Origin of the sequence: Pseudomonas sp. NY11955, from assembly GCF_048068035.1 — a bacterium.
GTDB lineage: Bacteria > Pseudomonadota > Gammaproteobacteria > Pseudomonadales > Pseudomonadaceae > Aquipseudomonas.
This window is the reverse complement of record NZ_JBLUPS010000003.1, coordinates 66,075-83,813: the sequence shown is the minus strand read 5'-3', so window position 1 is coordinate 83,813 and position 17,739 is coordinate 66,075. Positions and strand designations below refer to the sequence as shown.

Genomic DNA, 17,739 nt, shown 5'->3' with positions numbered 1-17,739 from the left:
CTCGCCAGCTTGCCGGCAGGCCCGAGTCGATCGAGGCGTGTCGCAAGCTCACCGATTTCCATTAGCCACGCCCGCTCACGCGGGCCAACGAAGAACTTTGAACAATGGCCACTATCCACGTAGACGGCAAAGCGCTCGAAGTCAACGGTGCGGACAACCTGTTACAGGCGTGTCTGTCGCTCGGCCTCGACATCCCTTATTTCTGCTGGCACCCGGCGCTTGGTAGCGTTGGCGCCTGCCGGCAGTGCGCGGTCAAGCAGTACACCGACGAGAACGACACCCGTGGTCGTATCGTCATGTCCTGCATGACCCCTGCCTCCGACGGCACCTGGATCTCCATCGAAGATGAAGAGTCCAAGGCATTTCGCGCCAGCGTCGTCGAATGGCTGATGACCAACCACCCGCACGACTGCCCGGTGTGCGAGGAAGGCGGTCACTGCCACCTGCAAGACATGACGGTAATGACCGGCCACAACGAGCGCCGCTACCGTTTCACCAAGCGTACCCACCAGAACCAGGACCTCGGCCCGTTCATCGCCCATGAGATGAACCGCTGCATCGCCTGCTATCGCTGCGTGCGCTACTACAAGGACTACGCCGGTGGTACCGACCTGGGCGTGTACGGCGCCCACGACAACGTGTACTTCGGCCGCGTCGAAGACGGCGTGCTGGAAAGCGAATTCTCCGGCAACCTGACCGAGGTCTGCCCGACCGGCGTGTTCACCGACAAGACCCACTCCGAGCGCTACAACCGCAAGTGGGACATGCAGTTCGCCCCAAGCATCTGCCATGGCTGCTCCAGCGGCTGCAACATCAGCCCGGGTGAACGCTACGGCGAGCTGCGCCGGATCGAAAACCGCTTCAACGGTTCGGTCAACCAGTACTTCCTGTGCGACCGTGGCCGCTTCGGCTACGGCTATGTCAACCGCAAGGACCGCCCACGCCAGCCACACCTGGCCGATGGCACCAAGCTGGGCCTGGACGCCGCCCTGGACAAAGCCGCCGACCTGCTGCGCGGCCGTACCATCGTCGGTATCGGCTCGCCACGCGCCAGCCTCGAAAGCAACTACGGCCTGCGTGAGCTGGTCGGTGCCGAGTACTTCTACTCGGGCATGGAAGCTGGCGAGCTGGCCCGCGTGCGCCTGGCCCTGAACGTGCTGAACAACAGCCCGCTGCCAGTGCCGACCCTGCGCGACATCGAAGACCACGACGCGGTGTTCGTGCTCGGTGAAGACCTGACCCAAACCGCCGCCCGCGTTGCCCTGGCCGTGCGCCAGGCCACCAAAGGCAAGGCCGAGGCCATGGCCGAAGCCATGAAAGTGCAGCCGTGGCTTGACGCTGCGGTGAAGAACATCGGCCAGCACGCGCTGTACCCGCTGTTCATCGCGTCCCTGGCTGAAACCAAGCTCGACGACGTCGCCGAAGAGTGTGTACACGCCGCCCCGGCCGACCTGGCTCGTATCGGTTTCGCCGTGGCCCACGCCATCGACCCGAGCGCACCGGCAGTCGCCGGCCTGGACGAAGAAGCCAAGGCCCTGGCCCAGCGCATCGCCGACGCCCTGGTCGCCGCCAAGCGCCCACTGGTTGTAGCCGGTACTTCCCTGGCCGACCCGGCGCTGATCGAAGCCGCCGCCAACATTGCCAAGGCCCTGAAGCTGCGCGAGAAGAACGGCTCGCTGAGCCTGGTAGTGCCTGAAGCCAACAGCATCGGCCTGGCCATGCTCGGTGGCGAGTCCGTGGATGCCGCGCTGGACGCGGTGATCAGCGGCAAGGCCGACGCCATCGTCGTGCTGGAAAACGACCTGTACGCCCGCGTACCGGCCGCCAAAGTCGATGCAGCCCTGGCTGCGGCCAAGGTGGTGATCGTTGCCGACCACTCCAAAACCGCCACTGTCGACCGCGCCCACCTGGTGCTGCCAGCGGCTTCGTTCGCCGAAGGCGATGGCACCCTGGTCAGCCAGGAAGGCCGCGCCCAGCGCTTCTTCCAGGTGTTCGACCCGCAGTACCTGGACAGCAGCATCCAGATCCACGAAGGCTGGCGCTGGATGCACGCCCTGCGTGCCACCCTGCTGAACAAGCCAGTCGACTGGACCCAGCTGGACCACGTCACCAGCGCCTGCGCCGAAGCCGCTCCGCAACTGGCCGGCATCGTCAACGCCGCACCAAGCGCCGCATTCCGCATCAAGGGCATGAAACTGGCCCGTGAGCCGCTGCGCTACTCCGGTCGTACCGCCATGCGCGCCAACATCAGTGTGCACGAGCCACGCACCCCGCAAGACAAGGACACCGCGTTCGCCTTCTCCATGGAAGGCTACTCGGGTTCGGCCGAACCGCGCCAGCAGGTGCCGTTCGCCTGGTCGCCGGGCTGGAACTCGCCGCAAGCCTGGAACAAGTTCCAGGACGAAGTCGGTGGTCACCTGCGTGCCGGTGACCCGGGTGTGCGCCTGATCGAGTCGCAAGGCGACCGCCTGAACTGGTTCAACGCTATTCCGGGTGCTTTCAACCCGGCACGTGGCACCTGGACTGCCGTACCGTTCTTCCACCTGTTCGGCAGCGAAGAAAGTTCCTCGCGCGCCGCCCCGGTGCAACAGCGCATCCCGGCTGCCTACGTGGCCCTGGCCAAGTCCGAAGCCGACCGCCTGGGCGTCAACGACGGTGCCCTGCTGAGCCTGAACGTGGCTGGTGTGGCTCTGCGCCTGCCACTGCGTATCAATGAAGAGCTGGGCGCTGGCCTGGTCGCGTTGCCGAAAGGCCTGGCCGGCATCCCGCCTGCCATCTTCGGTGCATCCGTCGAAGGTCTGCAGGAGGCAGCACAATGAGCTGGTTCACCCCCGAAGTAATCGACGTGATCCTCACCGTGCTGCGAGCCATCGTGGTCCTGCTGGCGGTGGTGGTCTGCGGCGCGCTGCTCAGCTTCGTCGAGCGTCGCCTGCTGGGCTGGTGGCAGGACCGTTACGGTCCGAACCGCGTCGGCCCGTTCGGCATGTTCCAGATCGCTGCCGACATGCTGAAGATGTTCTTCAAGGAAGACTGGAACCCACCCTTCGTCGACCGCGTGATCTTCACCCTGGCACCGGTAGTGGCCATGAGCGCCCTGCTGATCGCCTTCGTGGTCATCCCGATCACCCCGACCTGGGGCGTTGCCGACCTGAACATCGGCCTGTTGTTCTTCTTCGCCATGGCCGGCCTGTCGGTCTATGCGGTGCTGTTCGCCGGCTGGTCGTCGAACAACAAGTACGCCCTGCTGGGCAGCTTGCGTGCTTCGGCACAGACCGTGTCGTACGAAGTGTTCCTGGGCCTGGCGCTGATGGGCGTGGTGGTGCAAGTAGGCTCGTTCAACATGCGCGACATCGTCGAGTACCAGGCACAGAACCTGTGGTTCATCATTCCGCAGTTCTTCGGCTTCTGCACCTTCTTCATCGCTGGCGTCGCCGTGACTCACCGTCACCCGTTCGACCAGCCAGAAGCAGAACAGGAACTGGCCGACGGCTACCACATCGAGTATGCCGGCATGAAATGGGGCATGTTCTTCGTCGGTGAGTACATCGGCATCATCCTCATCTCGGCGCTGCTGGTAACCCTGTTCTTCGGCGGCTGGCACGGTCCGTTCGGCATCCTGCCGCAACTGTCGTTCCTGTGGTTCGCACTGAAGACCGCGTTCTTCATCATGCTGTTCATCCTGCTGCGCGCCTCGATCCCGCGCCCACGCTATGACCAGGTGATGGACTTCAGCTGGAAGTTCTGCCTGCCGCTGACCCTGATCAATTTGCTGGTGACCGCTGCGATCGTGCTCTACAACACGCCAGCCGTCGCGGCCCAGTGAGGATTTGACCCATGTTCAAGTATATCGGCGACATCGTTAAGGGCACCGGCACACAGCTGCGCAGCCTGGCCATGGTGTTCTCCCACGGGTTCCGCAAGCGCGACACCCTGCAGTACCCCGAAGAACCCGTGTACCTGCCGCCGCGCTATCGCGGCCGCATCGTCCTCACCCGCGACCCCGATGGCGAGGAGCGCTGCGTAGCGTGCAACCTCTGCGCGGTGGCCTGCCCGGTCGGCTGCATTTCGCTGCAGAAGGCCGAGACCGAGGACGGCCGCTGGTACCCGGAATTCTTCCGCATCAACTTCTCGCGTTGCATTTTCTGCGGCCTGTGTGAAGAAGCGTGCCCGACCACCGCGATCCAGCTGACCCCGGATTTCGAAATGGCCGAGTTCAAGCGTCAGGACCTGGTGTACGAGAAAGAAGATCTGCTGATCTCCGGCCCCGGCAAGAACCCTGACTACAACTTCTACCGTGTTGCGGGTATGGCAATCGCTGGCAAGCCGAAAGGCTCTGCACAGAACGAAGCCGAGCCGATCAACGTGAAGAGCTTGCTCCCATAAGGACAGAAAGATGGAATTCGCTTTCTACTTCGCATCCGGGATCGCCGTGGTCTCCACCCTTCGGGTGGTCACCGGCACCAACCCCGTGCACGCCTTGCTTTACCTGATCATTTCGCTGATTTCCGTGGCCATGATCTTCTTCGCCCTGGGTGCGCCGTTCGCCGGCGCCCTGGAAGTGATCGCCTACGCCGGCGCCATCATGGTGCTGTTCGTGTTCGTGGTGATGATGCTCAACCTCGGGCCGGCTTCGGTCGCCCAGGAACGCGGCTGGCTCAAGCCCGGTATCTGGGCCGGGCCGGTGATTCTTGCCGCACTGCTGCTGCTGGAACTGCTGTACGTGCTGTTCGTCACCCCGAGCGGCGCCGGCATCAGCGGCACCACCGTGGGCCCGAAAGAAGTGGGCATCAGCCTGTTCGGCCCTTACCTGCTGGTGGTCGAACTGGCGTCGATGCTGCTGCTGGCTGCGGCCGTCACCGCCTTCCACCTGGGCCGCAACGAGGCGAAGGAGTAAATCATGGGTGCTATCCCTCTCGAACATGGTCTGGCAGTCGCCGGCATCCTGTTCTGCTTAGGTCTGGTTGGCCTGATGGTCCGCCGCAACATCCTCTTCGTGCTCATGAGCCTGGAAGTCATGATGAACGCCTCTGCCCTGGCGTTCGTCGTCGCCGGTGCCCGTTGGGTCCAGCCCGACGGCCAGGTGATGTTCATTCTGGTGATCAGCCTGGCAGCCGCCGAGGCCAGTATTGGCCTGGCCATCCTGCTGCAGCTGTATCGCCGCTTCCACACTCTCGACATCGATGCTGCCAGTGAGATGCGCGGATGAACCTTCTCTTCCTGACTTTCGTCTTCCCCCTCGTCGGCTTCCTGCTGCTGTCGTTCTCGCGCGGGCGGTTCTCGGAGAACCTGTCCGCCCTGATCGGCGTCGGCTCGGTGGGCCTGTCGGCCGCCACCGCCGCCTACGTCATCTGGCAATTCAACGTCGCCCCGCCTGAAGGCGGCGCGTACAGCCAGCTGCTGTGGCAGTGGATGTCGGTGGACGGCTTCGCGCCGAACTTCACTCTGTACCTGGACGGCCTATCGGTGACCATGCTCGGCGTGGTAACCGGTGTCGGCTTCCTGATCCACCTGTTCGCCTCCTGGTACATGCGTGGCGAAGCCGGCTACTCGCGCTTCTTCTCGTACACCAACCTGTTCATCGCCAGCATGCTGTTCCTGATCCTGGGCGATAACCTGCTGTTCATCTACTTCGGCTGGGAAGGCGTGGGCCTGTGCTCGTACCTGTTGATCGGTTTCTACTACAGCAACCGCAACAACGGTAACGCGGCACTCAAGGCCTTCATCGTCACCCGTATCGGCGACGTGTTCATGGCCATCGGCCTGTTCATCCTGTTCGCCCAGCTGGGTACCCTGAACGTGCAGGAACTGCTGGTGCTGGCACCGCAGAAGTTCCAGGCTGGCGACACCTGGATGGTGCTGGCAACCCTGATGCTGCTGGGCGGTGCGGTCGGTAAGTCGGCCCAGCTGCCACTGCAGACCTGGCTGGCCGACGCGATGGCTGGCCCGACCCCGGTTTCGGCACTGATCCACGCCGCTACCATGGTGACCGCGGGCGTTTACCTGATCGCCCGTACCAACGGCCTGTTCCTGCTGGCACCCGACATCCTGCACCTGGTCGGTGTGGTCGGTGGCGTAACCCTGGTACTGGCCGGCTTCGCCGCGCTGGTGCAGACCGACATCAAGCGTATCCTCGCCTACTCGACCATGAGCCAGATCGGCTACATGTTCCTGGCCCTGGGCGTAGGTGCCTGGGATGCGGCGATCTTCCACCTGATGACCCACGCCTTCTTCAAGGCCTTGCTGTTCCTTGCTTCCGGTGCGGTGATCGTTGCCTGCCACCACGAGCAGAACATCTTCAAGATGGGCGGCCTGTGGAAGAAGCTGCCGTTGGCCTACGCCAGCTTCGTGGTCGGTGGCGCAGCCCTGGCTGCCCTGCCGATCGTGACCGTGGGCTTCTATTCCAAGGATGAGATCCTCTGGGAAGCCTTCGCCAGCGGCAACACCGGCCTGCTGTACGCTGGCCTGGTGGGCGCGTTCATGACCTCGCTGTACACCTTCCGCCTGATCTTCATCGCCTTCCACGGCGAAGCCAAGACCGAAGCGCATGCTGGCCACGGCATCAGCCACTGGCTGCCGCTGGGCGTGCTGATCGTGCTGTCGACCTTCGTCGGTGCCTGGATTCACCCGCCGCTGGCAGGTGTATTGCCGGAAAGCGCCGGCCACGCCGGCGGCGAAGCCAAGCATGCGCTGGAAATCACCTCCGGTGCCATCGCCATCGCCGGTATCCTGCTGTCGGCCCTGCTGTTCCTGGGCAAGCGCACCTTTGTCAGCGCGGTTGCCAACAGCGGCATCGGTCGTGTCCTGTCGGCCTGGTGGTTCGCCGCCTGGGGCTTCGACTGGATCTACGACAAGCTTTTCGTCAAACCGTACCTGCTGATCAGCCACATCCTGCGCAAGGACCCGGTTGACCGCACCATCGGCCTGATTCCTCGGATGGCGCGTGGCGGTCATGTCGCCATGAGCAAGACCGAGACTGGCCAACTGCGCTGGTACACCGCCTCTATCGCCGTGGGTGCCGTGCTGGTGCTCGGTGCCGTGGTAGTGGCTGCGGTATGACTATGAATCTTGCGACTTTGCCAAAGGAAACCAACCCGTCATGATTTTGCCTTGGCTGATCCTGATCCCCTTCATCGGCGGCTTCCTGTGCTGGCTGGGTGAGCGCTTCGGCGCCACCCTGCCGCGCTGGATCGCGCTGCTGACCATGTCCCTGTTGCTTGGCATCGGCCTGTGGCTGTGGGGCACCGGCGACTACACCCTGGCCCCTGCTCCGGGTGCCGAACCTGCCTGGGCACTCGAATACAAAGTCGAGTGGATCAAGCGCTTCGGCATCAGCATCCACCTGGCCCTCGACGGCCTGTCGCTGCTGATGATCCTGCTCACCGGCCTGCTCGGTGTGCTGTCGGTACTGTGCTCCTGGAAAGAGATCCAGCGCCACGTCGGCTTCTTCCACCTCAACCTGATGTGGATCCTCGGCGGCGTGGTCGGCGTGTTCCTGGCCCTGGACCTGTTCCTGTTCTTCTTCTTCTGGGAAATGATGCTGGTGCCGATGTACTTCCTCATCGCGCTCTGGGGTCACAGCTCGGCAGACGGCAAGAAAACCCGGATCTACGCGGCGACCAAGTTCTTCATCTTCACCCAGGCCAGCGGCCTGATCATGCTGGTGGCGATCCTGGGCCTGGTGCTGGTCAACTACAACACCACCGGCGTGCTCACGTTCAACTACAGCGACCTGCTCAAGGCCGAACTGCCAGCCGGTGTCGAGTACGTGCTGATGCTGGGCTTCTTCATCGCCTTCGCGGTGAAGCTGCCAGTCGTGCCGTTCCACTCCTGGCTGCCTGACGCTCACGCCCAGGCACCGACCGCAGGTTCCGTGGACCTGGCGGGTATCTTGCTGAAGACTGCGGCCTACGGCCTGCTGCGCTTCGCCCTGCCGCTGTTCCCGAATGCCTCGGCCGAGTTCGCGCCCATCGCCATGACCCTGGGCCTGATCGGTATCTTCTACGGTGCCTTCCTGGCCTTCGCACAAACCGACATCAAGCGCCTGATCGCCTTCTCCAGCGTCTCGCACATGGGCTTCGTGCTGATCGGTATCTACTCCGGCAGCCAGCAGGCCCTGCAAGGCGCGGTGATCCAGATGCTGGCCCACGGCCTGTCGGCTGCAGCGCTGTTCATCCTGTCCGGCCAGCTGTACGAGCGCCTGCACACCCGTGACATGCGTCAGATGGGTGGCCTGTGGCACCGCATCGCCTACCTGCCGGCCATCAGCCTGTTCTTCGCCGCGGCATCGCTGGGCCTGCCAGGCACCGGCAACTTCGTCGGCGAGTTCCTGATCCTGATCGGCAGCTTCGTGCATGTACCGTGGATCACCGTGATCGCCACCACTGGCCTGGTGTTCGGTTCGGTGTACTCGCTGATCATGATCCACCGCGCCTACTTCGGCCCGGCCAAGAGCGATACCGTGCTGGCCGGCATGGACGGCCGCGAACTGATCATGGTTCTGGGTCTGGCGGTATTGCTGATCCTGCTGGGCGTGTATCCGCAGCCGTTCCTCGACACCTCTGCCGCCACCATGAGTGGTGTGCAGCAGTGGCTCGGTTCCGCTTTCACTCAACTCGCTTCGGCCCGGTAAGAGCGCTATGGAATTCACCACTCAACACTTCATCGCATTGGCGCCGATGCTGATCACCACCATCACCACGGTGGTGGTGATGCTGGCGATCGCCTGGAAGCGCAACCACTCGCAGACCTTCCTGCTGTCCACCGTGGGCCTGAACCTGGCCCTGCTGTCGATCCTGCCGGCGCTGAAGGTCGCGCCGCTGGCGGTTACCCCGCTGATCACCATCGACAAGTTCGCCTGCTTGTACATGGCGATCATCCTGGTCGCCACGCTGGCCTGCGTCACCCTCGCTCACGCCTACCTCGGCGAAGGCTCCAAGGGTTTCCCGGGTAACCGTGAAGAACTGTACCTGCTGCTGCTGATGTCGGCCCTTGGCGGCCTGGTGCTGGTCAGCGCCAACCACCTGGCTGGCCTGTTCATCGGCCTGGAGCTGCTGTCGGTACCGGTCTATGGCCTGGTGGCGTATGCCTTCTTCAACAAGCGCTCGCTGGAAGCCGGCATCAAGTACATGGTGCTGTCGGCCGCAGGCTCGGCCTTCCTGCTGTTCGGCATGGCCTTGCTGTACGCCGACGCCGGCAGCCTGAGCTTCGACCAGATCGGCAAGGCCCTGGCCACCACCAGCATGCCAAGCCTGGTGGCCCAACTGGGCCTGGGCATGATGCTGGTCGGCCTGGCCTTCAAGCTGTCGCTGGTACCCTTCCACCTGTGGACCCCGGACGTGTATGAAGGCGCCCCGGCGCCGGTCGCCGCGTTCCTGGCAACCGCCAGCAAGGTGGCAGTGTTCGCCGTTGTCGTGCGCCTGTTCATGCTCTCCCCTGCCGCCAGCAGCGGCGTGTTGAGCACCGTGCTGGCGGTAATTGCCGTGGCCTCGATCCTGATCGGCAACCTGCTGGCGCTGACCCAGAGCAACCTCAAGCGCCTGCTGGGTTACTCGTCCATCGCCCACTTCGGTTACCTGGTCATCGCCTTGGTCGCCAGCAAAGGCCTGGCCCTGGAAGCCATGGGCGTGTACCTGGTCACCTACGTGATCACCAGCCTCGGTGCCTTCGGTGTCATTACCCTGATGTCCTCGCCATACGGCGGCCGTGACGCCGATGCGCTGTACGAGTACCGCGGCCTGTTCTGGCGCCGTCCGTACCTGACCGCGGTACTGACCGTGATGATGCTGTCGCTGGCGGGCATCCCGCTGACCGCAGGCTTCATCGGCAAGTTCTACATCATTGCCACCGGCGTCGAGTCGCACCTGTGGTGGCTGGTCGGTGCACTGGTGATCGGTAGTGCCATCGGCGTCTACTACTACCTGCGCGTCATGGTGACCCTGTACCTGGTCGAGCCGAACCTGCGGCGCCACGATGCCCCGTTGAAGTGGGAACAGCGCACTGGCGGCGTCATGCTGCTGGCCATCGCCATTCTCGCCTTCGTGCTTGGCGTCTACCCGCAGCCACTGCTGGATTTGGTTCAGCAAGCGGGCCTGCAACTGATCGGCTGATCACCGCGACAGCTCGGTAAAACAAAGCACCCCGCCTAGGCGGGGTGTTTTTTTATCTGCACGTTTTGTTAGCTGCGCCCAATGGTGCCTCATCAGTCGAGTTGCCCTGGCCTGCACCCGGCAGGGCGGCCCTACGCAAATCACCATTGGCCGAAGGCAGGTACACTCCCGGGTTGGGCATTCCGCTAGGGGAAAGTTCATGGGTCATTTCAAACTCGGCGCGCACTGACCAGCCACACGCCTCGGTGGTGCATTGCAAATAAGCGATTCGCAGGAAAATATGGCGCCCTTCGCTAGTACGTATGCGCATCCGGCTGTGGCAATGCGGGCAAACCAGCTTGTAAGTACTCACGGCAAGTACCTGCTAGCATTGGTCAGGCTAGCCTGTATGTAAGAATTGGCTGCAACTGTAGGTGTACTATTCAATTTGATGCTTCTCATTGAAGAAATGCTCCTTAAAACGCAGGGCTGTATTCATAACGAGTAGTTTAAGCCCATGGAATATTATTAAACCAGTCATGGATAATTGTTATGAGTACTCACGTACTTGCTCCGGTGCTCACACGCCTTAAGCTCCTCACTGGTGCGCAGACTGATGCCGAGTTGTCACGTGCGCTGTCGGTCAGTCCGCAGACGCTGAGCAGTTGGAAGGTGCGCGACAGCATCCCATACTCACTTTGCATAGAAATCGCCAGGCAACATGCATGCTCACTGGACTGGCTATTAATGGGCCAAGCCGAGCACAGCGTTGCCGGCCCAAATGACAAAGGCTGGGAGTACGACATGCTTGAACGGCTGCGCACCTTATCGCCCTGCGATCGTCAAGCCATCCTGCTGTTCATCCAGGACAAGCAGCGTATCCAGCAACTGGAGCAGCAACTGAGTGAGCTTGCTGGGGCGGCCAGTGGCTAACCCCGACGACGCCAGCGCTGGAGGAGCTCTCGCGGGTCCAGCGTGTCCACGAAGACCATGACCTTGAGGCTGATGGGAATCACCACCACAGCTGCTACGAATGCCGCCATACCCCGGGTCAGCAAAGGCAGCAGTGACGAAACCAGCGGCTCGAACAAATGGCCCACACCTACGGTCACGAATACCAGCAGCACTTTCTTGCCCTGTGTCAGGCGCCTGGTGGCATTGGTGATTAATCGGTCGCGTGCGGCGCTCACCAGCAATGCCCCCAGTAGCGCGGCGAACAGCACCTTGCCGTCCACACTCAGTAGCTCCACCATTGCCGGGGCCAATTTATCGAATTCAGAATGCTCAGGCATGCGCCAGCCCTCGACGCCGAACTGGCAGGTAGTCGGTAGAGCCCAGGCGATGCATGACCGCAGCTTCGACAAAACGGATGTAGCACACCCGCAAGGCTCGCCCATGGTCATGCCCGGCCACATCCTCAAGGCGCTTGTAGCCGCGCTCGCGCAATACCGCCCGCCAGCGGGCGAACTCGCGAGCTGCGTCGATGGCAGCACAGCGCGCAGCCACCTCCAACGCCGCTTCACTGACTGGCCGCCGCAATTGCAGACGCTCACGCAATGTGCCCAGGTCCACCCGTGGCCAGAACGGATCATGGCAATCGGCAAAACGCGGTAGCTGCAAATCGTTGCTCATGCATCCCCCCTCATTGCTCGGCCAGCATGCCGTAACGAATGGCCTTGATCACCGCAGCCACGCGGGTAGGCACTTCGAACTTGCGCAGGATGTTGGACACATGGAAGTTCACCGTCGACTCCTTGCAGTCAAGAATTCGGCCGATCTCCCACGAACTCTTGCCGTAGGCACACCACAAAAGCACCTGCCGCTCACGTGGCGTCAGACGAACCAGGGCGTCCGCTGGAGGTTGCTGCGAGTGTCGAGCGTTGTCAGTCATGTATGAACTCCACGGGTGATTCAAAGAGGCATCGCTGCCGATCAGCAGTCACCTTACGAAGTACATGCCACCCGCCTCCACTGGTGGGGTTTGTAAAGAACTTTCGTACAAAAACGTCTGACGAAAGTTACGCAATATTTCCTGGCTTCTTCGTGCTCCAAGCCGCATTTCGCTCGTCCCAACGCCGTTGTTTATTCGCCTTTCGTCTGGAGTCGTACAAATGCGTTCCGATTTACCCCTCTCGTCCTGCCTCGGCCTGCTGGCTGCCTTGGCCGCCACCCAGCCCGCCCTGGGGGCGTCCTCGGTCGAATTGGGCCAGGTGCTGATCACCGATGAGGAGCAGAACGAGCTGACGGCAGCCAGCGAGCGCCTGCGCGAAATACCAGGAGCCAGCAATCTGGTGGACATGCAGCGCGTGGGGCAAGGCCGGGTGGCCAGCAACCAGGACGTGTTGGCCTACCAGCCTGGGGTGTTCGCCCAATCGGCAGGCAACGACGGCATCAAGCTGTCGATTCGCGGATCGGGGATCAACCGTGCACCGGGGGCGCACGGCTCCGGGGTGTACACGATGTTCGACGGCCTGCCACTGACTGGCCCAGGCGGCACACCGTACGAACTGTTCGAGCCGCTGTGGCTGAGCCGTGCCGAGGTGTTGCGCGGTGCCAATGGCTTCGACCAAGGCGCCTTGGCCCTGGGTGGCGCGATCAACTACGTCACGCACACAGGCTACGACGCGGCCCCCCTGCAAGTACGCTATGAGGTTGGCAGCCGCGGCTACCAGCACCGGCACATCAGCTCGGGCCAGGTGCTGGGCAACCTCGACTATTACGTGGCCCTGACCGATTCGGAATATGACGGCTACCAGGCGCACAGCAGCGGCAGCGCCAAGGGCATTGCGGCCAATGTCGGCTACCGCTTCAACCCAAACCTGGAAACCCGCTTCTACCTGCGCTACCGGGAAACCGAAAACGAACTGGCCGGGCGCCTGACCAAAGACCAGATCAAGCACCATCCGCGTGCGGCCAACCCGGCCTATCTGGCCCGCGACGACAGCCGCCCCCAGCCAGGCAGCACCTGGGTGGGCAACAAGACCACCTTCTACCTGGACGACGATGCGCGCTTGGAAGCGGGTCTGGTTTACCACGACTATCCGATGGACCTGCGTGAAGGCCCGATGCGCCTGAAGGTGGCCTACACCGATGTTAGCGGCACGCTGAACTACTTCCGCCGCGACACGCTGCTTGGCCACGAAAGCAAAACCACCCTCGGCTGGCGCACCACCAAGCACCTGCCCAACAGCGGCGCCTCACAATTTACCCGCAATGGCGATGTGTTCGGCGAGCGCACCCGTGACTTCACCTACCAGGGCTCGGACACCGTGCTGCATGTCGGCAATGACCTGGAACTGGCCCCAAACCTGTGGCTGACCACCGGCCTGGCAATGATTTACACCCGCCGAGAAAGTGACGTGACCTACCCCGCCGAAGGCGGCAAGGTGAGCATGCATGATTGGGACTATGCACCACGCCTGGGGCTGCGCTACGACGTCCGCCCGGACCTGCAGGTGTACGGCAACCTGAGCCGCTCGGTAGAGCCGCCGCACCCGTGGTCGCTGATCTGGAGCGCGCCCAGCACAGGCGGCAAGCAGATCCAGCCGATCGAGATGCAGAATCAGACCGCCACCACCCTGGAGCTGGGTGCCCGTGGCGACTCGGCGTTCGGCCGCTGGGACCTGGCCTGGTACTACTCGCAGGTGCGCCACGAACTGCTGGCCGTTGAGGTAGTGCCGAACTTCACCTCGGAGTTCAACGCCAGCGCCACCGTGCACCAAGGCGTCGAAGCCGGCCTCGACAGTACCCTGTGGGAACACCCAGGCGCCGGCAAGCTGAGCCTGCGCCAGGCCTACACGTTCAGCGACTTCCACTACCGTGATGACGACAAGTTTGGTGACAACCGCCTGCCCGGCATCCCCATGCACTACTACCAGGCCGAGCTGCGCTATGACTGGCCGAGCGGTTTCTACGCCGGGGTGAATACGCAGATGGCGTCCAAGGTGCAGGTGGACTATGCCAACAGCTACCACGCCGATGAATATGCCTTGCTGGGGGCGCGTGTTGGCTGGGATTCACCGAAACAGGACTGGCAGACCTGGCTCGATTTGCGCAACCTGACCAACAAGCGCTATGCGGCGACGGTGACGCCAGCCTACAACGATGCCGGCAGAGACAATGCCCGCTCGACGCCGGGCGAAGGGTTTGGAGTATATGCCGGAGTTTCCTACAGCTTCCGCTAGCGCCTGCAGCGCACTGTTTCTGTAGGAGCAGCCTTGTGCTGCGAAGAGGCCGGTACAGAGCATACTGATGTGTGATCTGTACCGGCCTCTTCGCAGCACAAGGCTGCTCCTACAAAGAGCGCGTTCATCCAACGAATGCGGATCAAACCGCCCTGTTCAACTTCACCCACGAAGCGAACTTGTCGACGAACGCCTGCAAGAACGGCCGGGTCTTGTCATTGAGCTTGCCCGAATCCTCGAACAGGCTCGCTGCCCCGCCAATGTAGGCCTCGGGCATCTGCATGCATGGCATGTCGAGAAACACCAGCGACTGGCGCACGGCATGGTTGGCGCCAAAGCCCCCAATAGCCCCCGGTGACACGCTCACCACCGCCGTCGGCTTGCCACTCCAGGCGCTTTGCCCATAGGGCCGCGAGCCCACATCGATGGCGTTCTTCAGGCAGCCCGGCACCGAACGGTTATATTCCGGCGTGACGAACAGCACCGCATCACTGCGGCGGATCTCCTCGCGAAAACGCTTCCAGGCCTCAGGCGGTGAATCGGCCTCGACATCTTCGTTGTACAACGGCAGGTCGCCAATTTCGACGATCTTCAAGGCAAGGCTGGACGGCGCCAGCTCCGAAAGTGCGCGGGCGACCTTACGGTTGTAGGACTCCTTGCGCAAGCTACCGACGACGACTGCTACCGAATACACCTGGCTCATGGCAATTCCAACCTTTGCGGGGTAAAGAGACGTTGTAGTTATAGATGACCGTTCCTCGGCGCTTTGGTTTTTTTTCCGCAGGTCGAAAACTTCCGAGGCTGTTTCACGGTCTATGCCTTCAGACATTTCCTACGTAATTCAGAGGTTTCCACCCAAATGGCAGCAGTAATGGTCGGCCAATTCCACGCCCGTGACGCCGAAGGCCGCATCTACCCCGTGCACGAGTTCCAGGAGTCCACCCTGCAACTCGACGGCAGCACGCTGGGCGCCCCCATCACCACCTATCGCCTGGCCATCGGCGACAAGGTCAACCACCTGGGTGAAAACCGTTTCGAACTGGCGCGTTCCGGCGTCGAGATCACGCGCATTCCGTGATGCAGTCCACGGTGTAACGGCCACTTTCGTTCTGCAAGCCGTGCACGTCTGCGACAAACCCCGGGAAGCCCTGGTTGAACGCCCGGGCGAAGGCCAGGTAGTCAAGTATCGAGCGGGTCGCCTCAGTGAACCGCTCGCCCGGCATGATCAACGGAATACCAGGCGGGTACGGCACCAGCATCACCGCGGCCACACGCCCCTGCAATGCTTCGATCGGAACCGCTTCCACCTCGCCACGCACCATCTGGTCATAGGCCCGAGCCGGGCTCACGGCCACCTCCGGCAAACGCGTGAACAGCCGCTTCAGCTGCTTGGCCGTGGCATTGGCACGATAACAATCATGCAACTGGTCACACAGGTCGCGCAGCCCCATGCCCTGGTAGCGTGAGGCATCGGCAGCCCCCACACTCGGCAGACAACCGCTCAGCGGGGTATTGCCGTCATAATGGCGCTTGAACTCCAGCAGTTCGGTGAGCAAGGTGCTCCACTTACCCTTGGTGATGCCCATGGAGAACAGCACCAGAAAGCTGTACAGGCCGGTTTTTTCCACCACCAGCCCGCGCTCCCAGAGAAACTTGCTGACCACCACCGCGGGGATGCCACGCTCGCCCAATACACCGCCTGCATTGAGCCCCGGCATGACCAGGGTCACCTTCAGCGGGTCGAGCAACACGTAGTCGTCCGCCACCTCGCCAAAACCATGCCACTCTGCCCCCGGCTGCAGCAGCCAATCCTGCGCGACCAAGGCGTGGATACCTTCAGTGCTCGGTGGCTGCCAGATACTGAACCACCAGTCATCCGCAGCAATGTGCTCGCGCAAGTTGGCCAGGGCACGACGAAAGCTCAGCGCCTCATCGAACATTTCTTGCAACAGTGAACGCCCAGCCTGCCCCTCCATCATGGTCGAGGCCACATCCAGCGAGGCGAGGATGCTGTACTGCGGCGAGGTCGAGATATGCATCATGAACGCTTCGTTGAAACGATCCCGGTCCAGCTGACGCCTGGCCCCGTCCTGCACATGGATCATCGAGGCCTGGCTGAACGCAGCCAGCAGCTTGTGGGTGGAATGGGTGCTGAACACCAGTGGGCTGTCGTCCGAGCAGGCAGTGCCCATGGCATAGCGCCCGGTGAAGAAGTCGTGGAACGCCGCATAGGCAAACCAGGCCTCGTCGAAGTGCAGCACCTCGACACTGCTGCCCAGGCTTTGTTTTATCAGCCCGGCGTGGTAGCACAGCCCGTCGTAGGTGGAGTTGGTCACTACCGCCAGCTTGATGCGCTGCCCACGATCACGGGCAAGGGGGTTGGCCTGGATCTTCGCCTCGATTGCCTCGGGGCTGAACTCGCTGAGCGGGATCGGGCCGATGATGCCCAGCTCGTTGCGCTCCGGGCATAGGTACAGCGGGATGGCGCCGGTCATGATGATCGCGTGAACCACCGACTTGTGGCAGTTGCGATCCACCAGCACCAGGTCGTCTCGGCCGACCATGGCGTGCCAAACGATCTTGTTGGCCGTGGAGGTTCCATTGATCACGAAGAAGGTATGGTCGGCGCCAAAGTTGCGCGCAGCCCTCGCCTCGGCTTCGGCCAAGGGGCCCGTGTGGTCGAGCAACGAACCCAGCTCCGGCACAGAAACAGACAGGTCAGAGCGCAGGGTGTTTTCCCCGAAAAACTGGTGAAAGGCTTGGCCAACCGGGCTTTTGCGGTAGGCCACGCCGCCTCCATGGCCCGGGGTATGCCAGGAATAGTTGGACTGCGCGGTATGCTGCACCAGGGCCTTGAAGAACGGCGGCAGCAGGCCATCAAGGTAGGTGCGTGCCGCACGGGCCACCTGGCGAGCGAGAAACGGCACGGTGTCTTCGAACAGGTAAAGGATGCCACGCAGCTGGTTGAGCTCGCTCATGGCTTCGGCGGGGGCGTTTTCCAGGGTTACCTGCTCGCCCAGGGCGAAAATCGGCAGGTCAGGCGCTCGCATACGCGCCAAGCGGATCAGCTCGGCCATGTTCTGCAGCAGGTGAGTGTTCTCGCCAACACCTTCGGCGGCGATCAGCATGCAGGCCAGGCCGTGGTGGGTAGCGGCAACCAGGCGCGCTTCGGCGTGGTCGGCGGCGGCCAGAATGGCGAAGCCGTCCTGGCGCAGTTCCTCGGCGATGCCCCGCACACGCTCGCCGGCGACGCTGTCGGCCTTGATGGCGCGGTGGACGATGAGGATCGGGAACTTGAGGTCCTTGTACATCAGGTGGCTACCTCCGAAGGACATGGCGTCCATTTCAGGGTAGTTGACGTGCCTGGCTTGAGTGTTGAAGCGACGCGTAAATCGAGCGCCGCCCGCGCGGCGCATCGCGAGCGAAGCTCGCTCCTACATTTGTTTCAGGCCAGTATCGCCTGTGGCAGG

The 17,739-nt window shown here is 62.6% G+C and carries 17 protein-coding genes; 11 read left to right on the top strand and 6 right to left on the bottom strand.

Annotated features, from left to right (window positions below; translation table 11 throughout):
* Positions 1 to 104 precede the first annotated feature (104 nt).
* The 8 genes from nuoG to nuoN are packed head-to-tail and all read left to right on the top strand — an operon-like array spanning position 105 to position 10,106.
* Entirely contained in the window at positions 105 to 2,819 is a 2,715-nt protein-coding gene (nuoG, locus tag ACNFBR_RS06135) for an NADH-quinone oxidoreductase subunit NuoG (RefSeq protein WP_416734083.1), read from the top strand.
* The gene (gene nuoH, locus ACNFBR_RS06130; RefSeq protein WP_003251440.1) at positions 2,816 to 3,823 is read left to right on the top strand and encodes an NADH-quinone oxidoreductase subunit NuoH; all 1,008 of its coding nucleotides are present in this window, start codon (positions 2,816 to 2,818) and stop codon (positions 3,821 to 3,823) included. The genes nuoG and nuoH overlap by 4 nt, the downstream gene beginning before the upstream one ends.
* Positions 3,824 to 3,834: 11 nt before the next feature.
* The gene (nuoI, locus tag ACNFBR_RS06125; protein WP_003251442.1) at positions 3,835 to 4,383 is read left to right on the top strand and encodes an NADH-quinone oxidoreductase subunit NuoI; all 549 of its coding nucleotides are present in this window, start codon (positions 3,835 to 3,837) and stop codon (positions 4,381 to 4,383) included.
* A 10-nt stretch (positions 4,384 to 4,393) separates the two neighbouring features.
* Positions 4,394 to 4,894: an NADH-quinone oxidoreductase subunit J gene (nuoJ, locus tag ACNFBR_RS06120; protein ID WP_003261007.1), complete on the top strand. Its 501-nt coding sequence runs from the start codon at positions 4,394 to 4,396 to the stop codon at positions 4,892 to 4,894.
* Positions 4,895 to 4,897: 3 nt separating this feature from the next.
* On the top strand, positions 4,898 to 5,206 hold the full coding sequence (nuoK, locus tag ACNFBR_RS06115; protein ID WP_003251446.1) for an NADH-quinone oxidoreductase subunit NuoK: 309 nt from the start codon (positions 4,898 to 4,900) through the stop codon (positions 5,204 to 5,206).
* Entirely contained in the window at positions 5,203 to 7,056 is a 1,854-nt protein-coding gene (nuoL, locus tag ACNFBR_RS06110; protein ID WP_416734082.1) for an NADH-quinone oxidoreductase subunit L, read from the top strand. The genes nuoK and nuoL overlap by 4 nt, the downstream gene beginning before the upstream one ends.
* Positions 7,057 to 7,096: 40 nt before the next feature.
* Positions 7,097 to 8,629, top strand: a complete 1,533-nt coding sequence (gene nuoM, locus ACNFBR_RS06105) for an NADH-quinone oxidoreductase subunit M (protein ID WP_012273300.1) — start codon at positions 7,097 to 7,099, stop codon at positions 8,627 to 8,629.
* A gap of 7 nt (positions 8,630 to 8,636) precedes the next feature.
* On the top strand, positions 8,637 to 10,106 hold the full coding sequence (nuoN, locus tag ACNFBR_RS06100; RefSeq protein WP_416734081.1) for an NADH-quinone oxidoreductase subunit NuoN: 1,470 nt from the start codon (positions 8,637 to 8,639) through the stop codon (positions 10,104 to 10,106).
* A gap of 52 nt (positions 10,107 to 10,158) precedes the next feature.
* Here nuoN and ACNFBR_RS06095 read toward each other — a convergent pair whose 3' ends face one another.
* A complete protein-coding gene (locus ACNFBR_RS06095) occupies positions 10,159 to 10,458 on the bottom strand; it encodes an ogr/Delta-like zinc finger family protein (protein WP_416734080.1) in 300 nt (99 codons plus the stop codon).
* 179 nt (positions 10,459 to 10,637) lie between these two features.
* On the opposite strand from ACNFBR_RS06095, the gene ACNFBR_RS06090 reads away from it, so the two are divergent.
* Positions 10,638 to 11,018, top strand: a complete 381-nt coding sequence (locus tag ACNFBR_RS06090; RefSeq protein ID WP_416734079.1) for a helix-turn-helix domain-containing protein — start codon at positions 10,638 to 10,640, stop codon at positions 11,016 to 11,018.
* Here the strand turns inward: ACNFBR_RS06090 and ACNFBR_RS06085 are convergent.
* Genes ACNFBR_RS06085 through ACNFBR_RS06075 form a run of 3 tightly spaced genes read right to left on the bottom strand, consistent with a single transcriptional unit; the run spans position 11,015 to position 11,976 of the window.
* Positions 11,015 to 11,377, bottom strand: coding sequence for a hypothetical protein (locus ACNFBR_RS06085; RefSeq protein WP_416734078.1), 363 nt, complete (start codon positions 11,375 to 11,377; stop codon positions 11,015 to 11,017). The two genes, ACNFBR_RS06090 and ACNFBR_RS06085, sit on opposite strands and share 4 nt — an antisense overlap.
* Complete coding sequence (locus ACNFBR_RS06080; protein ID WP_416734077.1) at positions 11,370 to 11,717, bottom strand: head completion/stabilization protein; 348 nt, start codon at positions 11,715 to 11,717, stop codon at positions 11,370 to 11,372. Before ACNFBR_RS06080 ends, ACNFBR_RS06085 begins: the two co-directional genes overlap by 8 nt.
* Positions 11,718 to 11,727: 10 nt before the next feature.
* On the bottom strand, positions 11,728 to 11,976 hold the full coding sequence (locus tag ACNFBR_RS06075; protein WP_416734076.1) for a helix-turn-helix domain-containing protein: 249 nt from the start codon (positions 11,974 to 11,976) through the stop codon (positions 11,728 to 11,730).
* A gap of 220 nt (positions 11,977 to 12,196) precedes the next feature.
* Here ACNFBR_RS06075 and ACNFBR_RS06070 point away from each other — a divergent pair, with 220 nt between their 5' ends.
* Positions 12,197 to 14,269 (top strand): TonB-dependent receptor family protein, encoded by a 2,073-nt coding sequence (locus tag ACNFBR_RS06070; RefSeq protein ID WP_416734075.1) that lies wholly within the window; start codon positions 12,197 to 12,199, stop codon positions 14,267 to 14,269.
* Positions 14,270 to 14,411: 142 nt separating this feature from the next.
* On the opposite strand, the gene chrR is transcribed toward ACNFBR_RS06070, so the two are convergent.
* Complete coding sequence (gene chrR / locus ACNFBR_RS06065; protein WP_416734074.1) at positions 14,412 to 14,972, bottom strand: class I chromate reductase ChrR; 561 nt, start codon at positions 14,970 to 14,972, stop codon at positions 14,412 to 14,414.
* 156 nt (positions 14,973 to 15,128) lie between these two features.
* Between chrR and ACNFBR_RS06060 the strand changes: the two genes are divergently transcribed.
* Positions 15,129 to 15,347, top strand: a complete 219-nt coding sequence (locus ACNFBR_RS06060) for a hypothetical protein (protein WP_010954911.1) — start codon at positions 15,129 to 15,131, stop codon at positions 15,345 to 15,347.
* Here the strand turns inward: ACNFBR_RS06060 and ACNFBR_RS06055 are convergent.
* Positions 15,331 to 17,580 carry an Orn/Lys/Arg decarboxylase N-terminal domain-containing protein gene (locus ACNFBR_RS06055; protein ID WP_416734497.1) on the bottom strand — a complete coding sequence of 750 codons (2,250 nt, stop codon included), beginning with the start codon at positions 17,578 to 17,580 and terminating at the stop codon, positions 15,331 to 15,333. The genes ACNFBR_RS06060 and ACNFBR_RS06055 overlap by 17 nt on opposite strands.
* Positions 17,581 to 17,739: the final 159 nt, after the last annotated feature.

Bases quoted from the DNA above. Each gene is read 5' to 3' on its own strand.
- ACNFBR_RS06080 (WP_416734077.1), bottom strand. From the start codon at position 11,717: ATGAGCAACGATTTGCAGCTACCGCGTTTTGCCGATTGCCATGATCCG.
- chrR (WP_416734074.1), bottom strand. From the start codon at position 14,972: ATGAGCCAGGTGTATTCGGTAGCAGTCGTCGTCGGTAGCTTGCGCAAG.
- nuoK (WP_003251446.1), top strand. From the start codon at position 4,898: ATGGGTGCTATCCCTCTCGAACATGGTCTGGCAGTCGCCGGCATCCTG.
- nuoG (WP_416734083.1), top strand. From the start codon at position 105: ATGGCCACTATCCACGTAGACGGCAAAGCGCTCGAAGTCAACGGTGCG.
- nuoM (WP_012273300.1), top strand. From the start codon at position 7,097: ATGATTTTGCCTTGGCTGATCCTGATCCCCTTCATCGGCGGCTTCCTG.
- nuoN (WP_416734081.1), top strand. From the start codon at position 8,637: ATGGAATTCACCACTCAACACTTCATCGCATTGGCGCCGATGCTGATC.
- nuoI (WP_003251442.1), top strand. From the start codon at position 3,835: ATGTTCAAGTATATCGGCGACATCGTTAAGGGCACCGGCACACAGCTG.
- nuoJ (WP_003261007.1), top strand. From the start codon at position 4,394: ATGGAATTCGCTTTCTACTTCGCATCCGGGATCGCCGTGGTCTCCACC.
- nuoH (WP_003251440.1), top strand. From the start codon at position 2,816: ATGAGCTGGTTCACCCCCGAAGTAATCGACGTGATCCTCACCGTGCTG.
- ACNFBR_RS06070 (WP_416734075.1), top strand. From the start codon at position 12,197: ATGCGTTCCGATTTACCCCTCTCGTCCTGCCTCGGCCTGCTGGCTGCC.
- nuoL (WP_416734082.1), top strand. From the start codon at position 5,203: ATGAACCTTCTCTTCCTGACTTTCGTCTTCCCCCTCGTCGGCTTCCTG.
- ACNFBR_RS06085 (WP_416734078.1), bottom strand. From the start codon at position 11,377: ATGCCTGAGCATTCTGAATTCGATAAATTGGCCCCGGCAATGGTGGAG.
- ACNFBR_RS06090 (WP_416734079.1), top strand. From the start codon at position 10,638: ATGAGTACTCACGTACTTGCTCCGGTGCTCACACGCCTTAAGCTCCTC.
- ACNFBR_RS06075 (WP_416734076.1), bottom strand. From the start codon at position 11,976: ATGACTGACAACGCTCGACACTCGCAGCAACCTCCAGCGGACGCCCTG.
- ACNFBR_RS06055 (WP_416734497.1), bottom strand. From the start codon at position 17,580: ATGTACAAGGACCTCAAGTTCCCGATCCTCATCGTCCACCGCGCCATC.
- ACNFBR_RS06060 (WP_010954911.1), top strand. From the start codon at position 15,129: ATGGCAGCAGTAATGGTCGGCCAATTCCACGCCCGTGACGCCGAAGGC.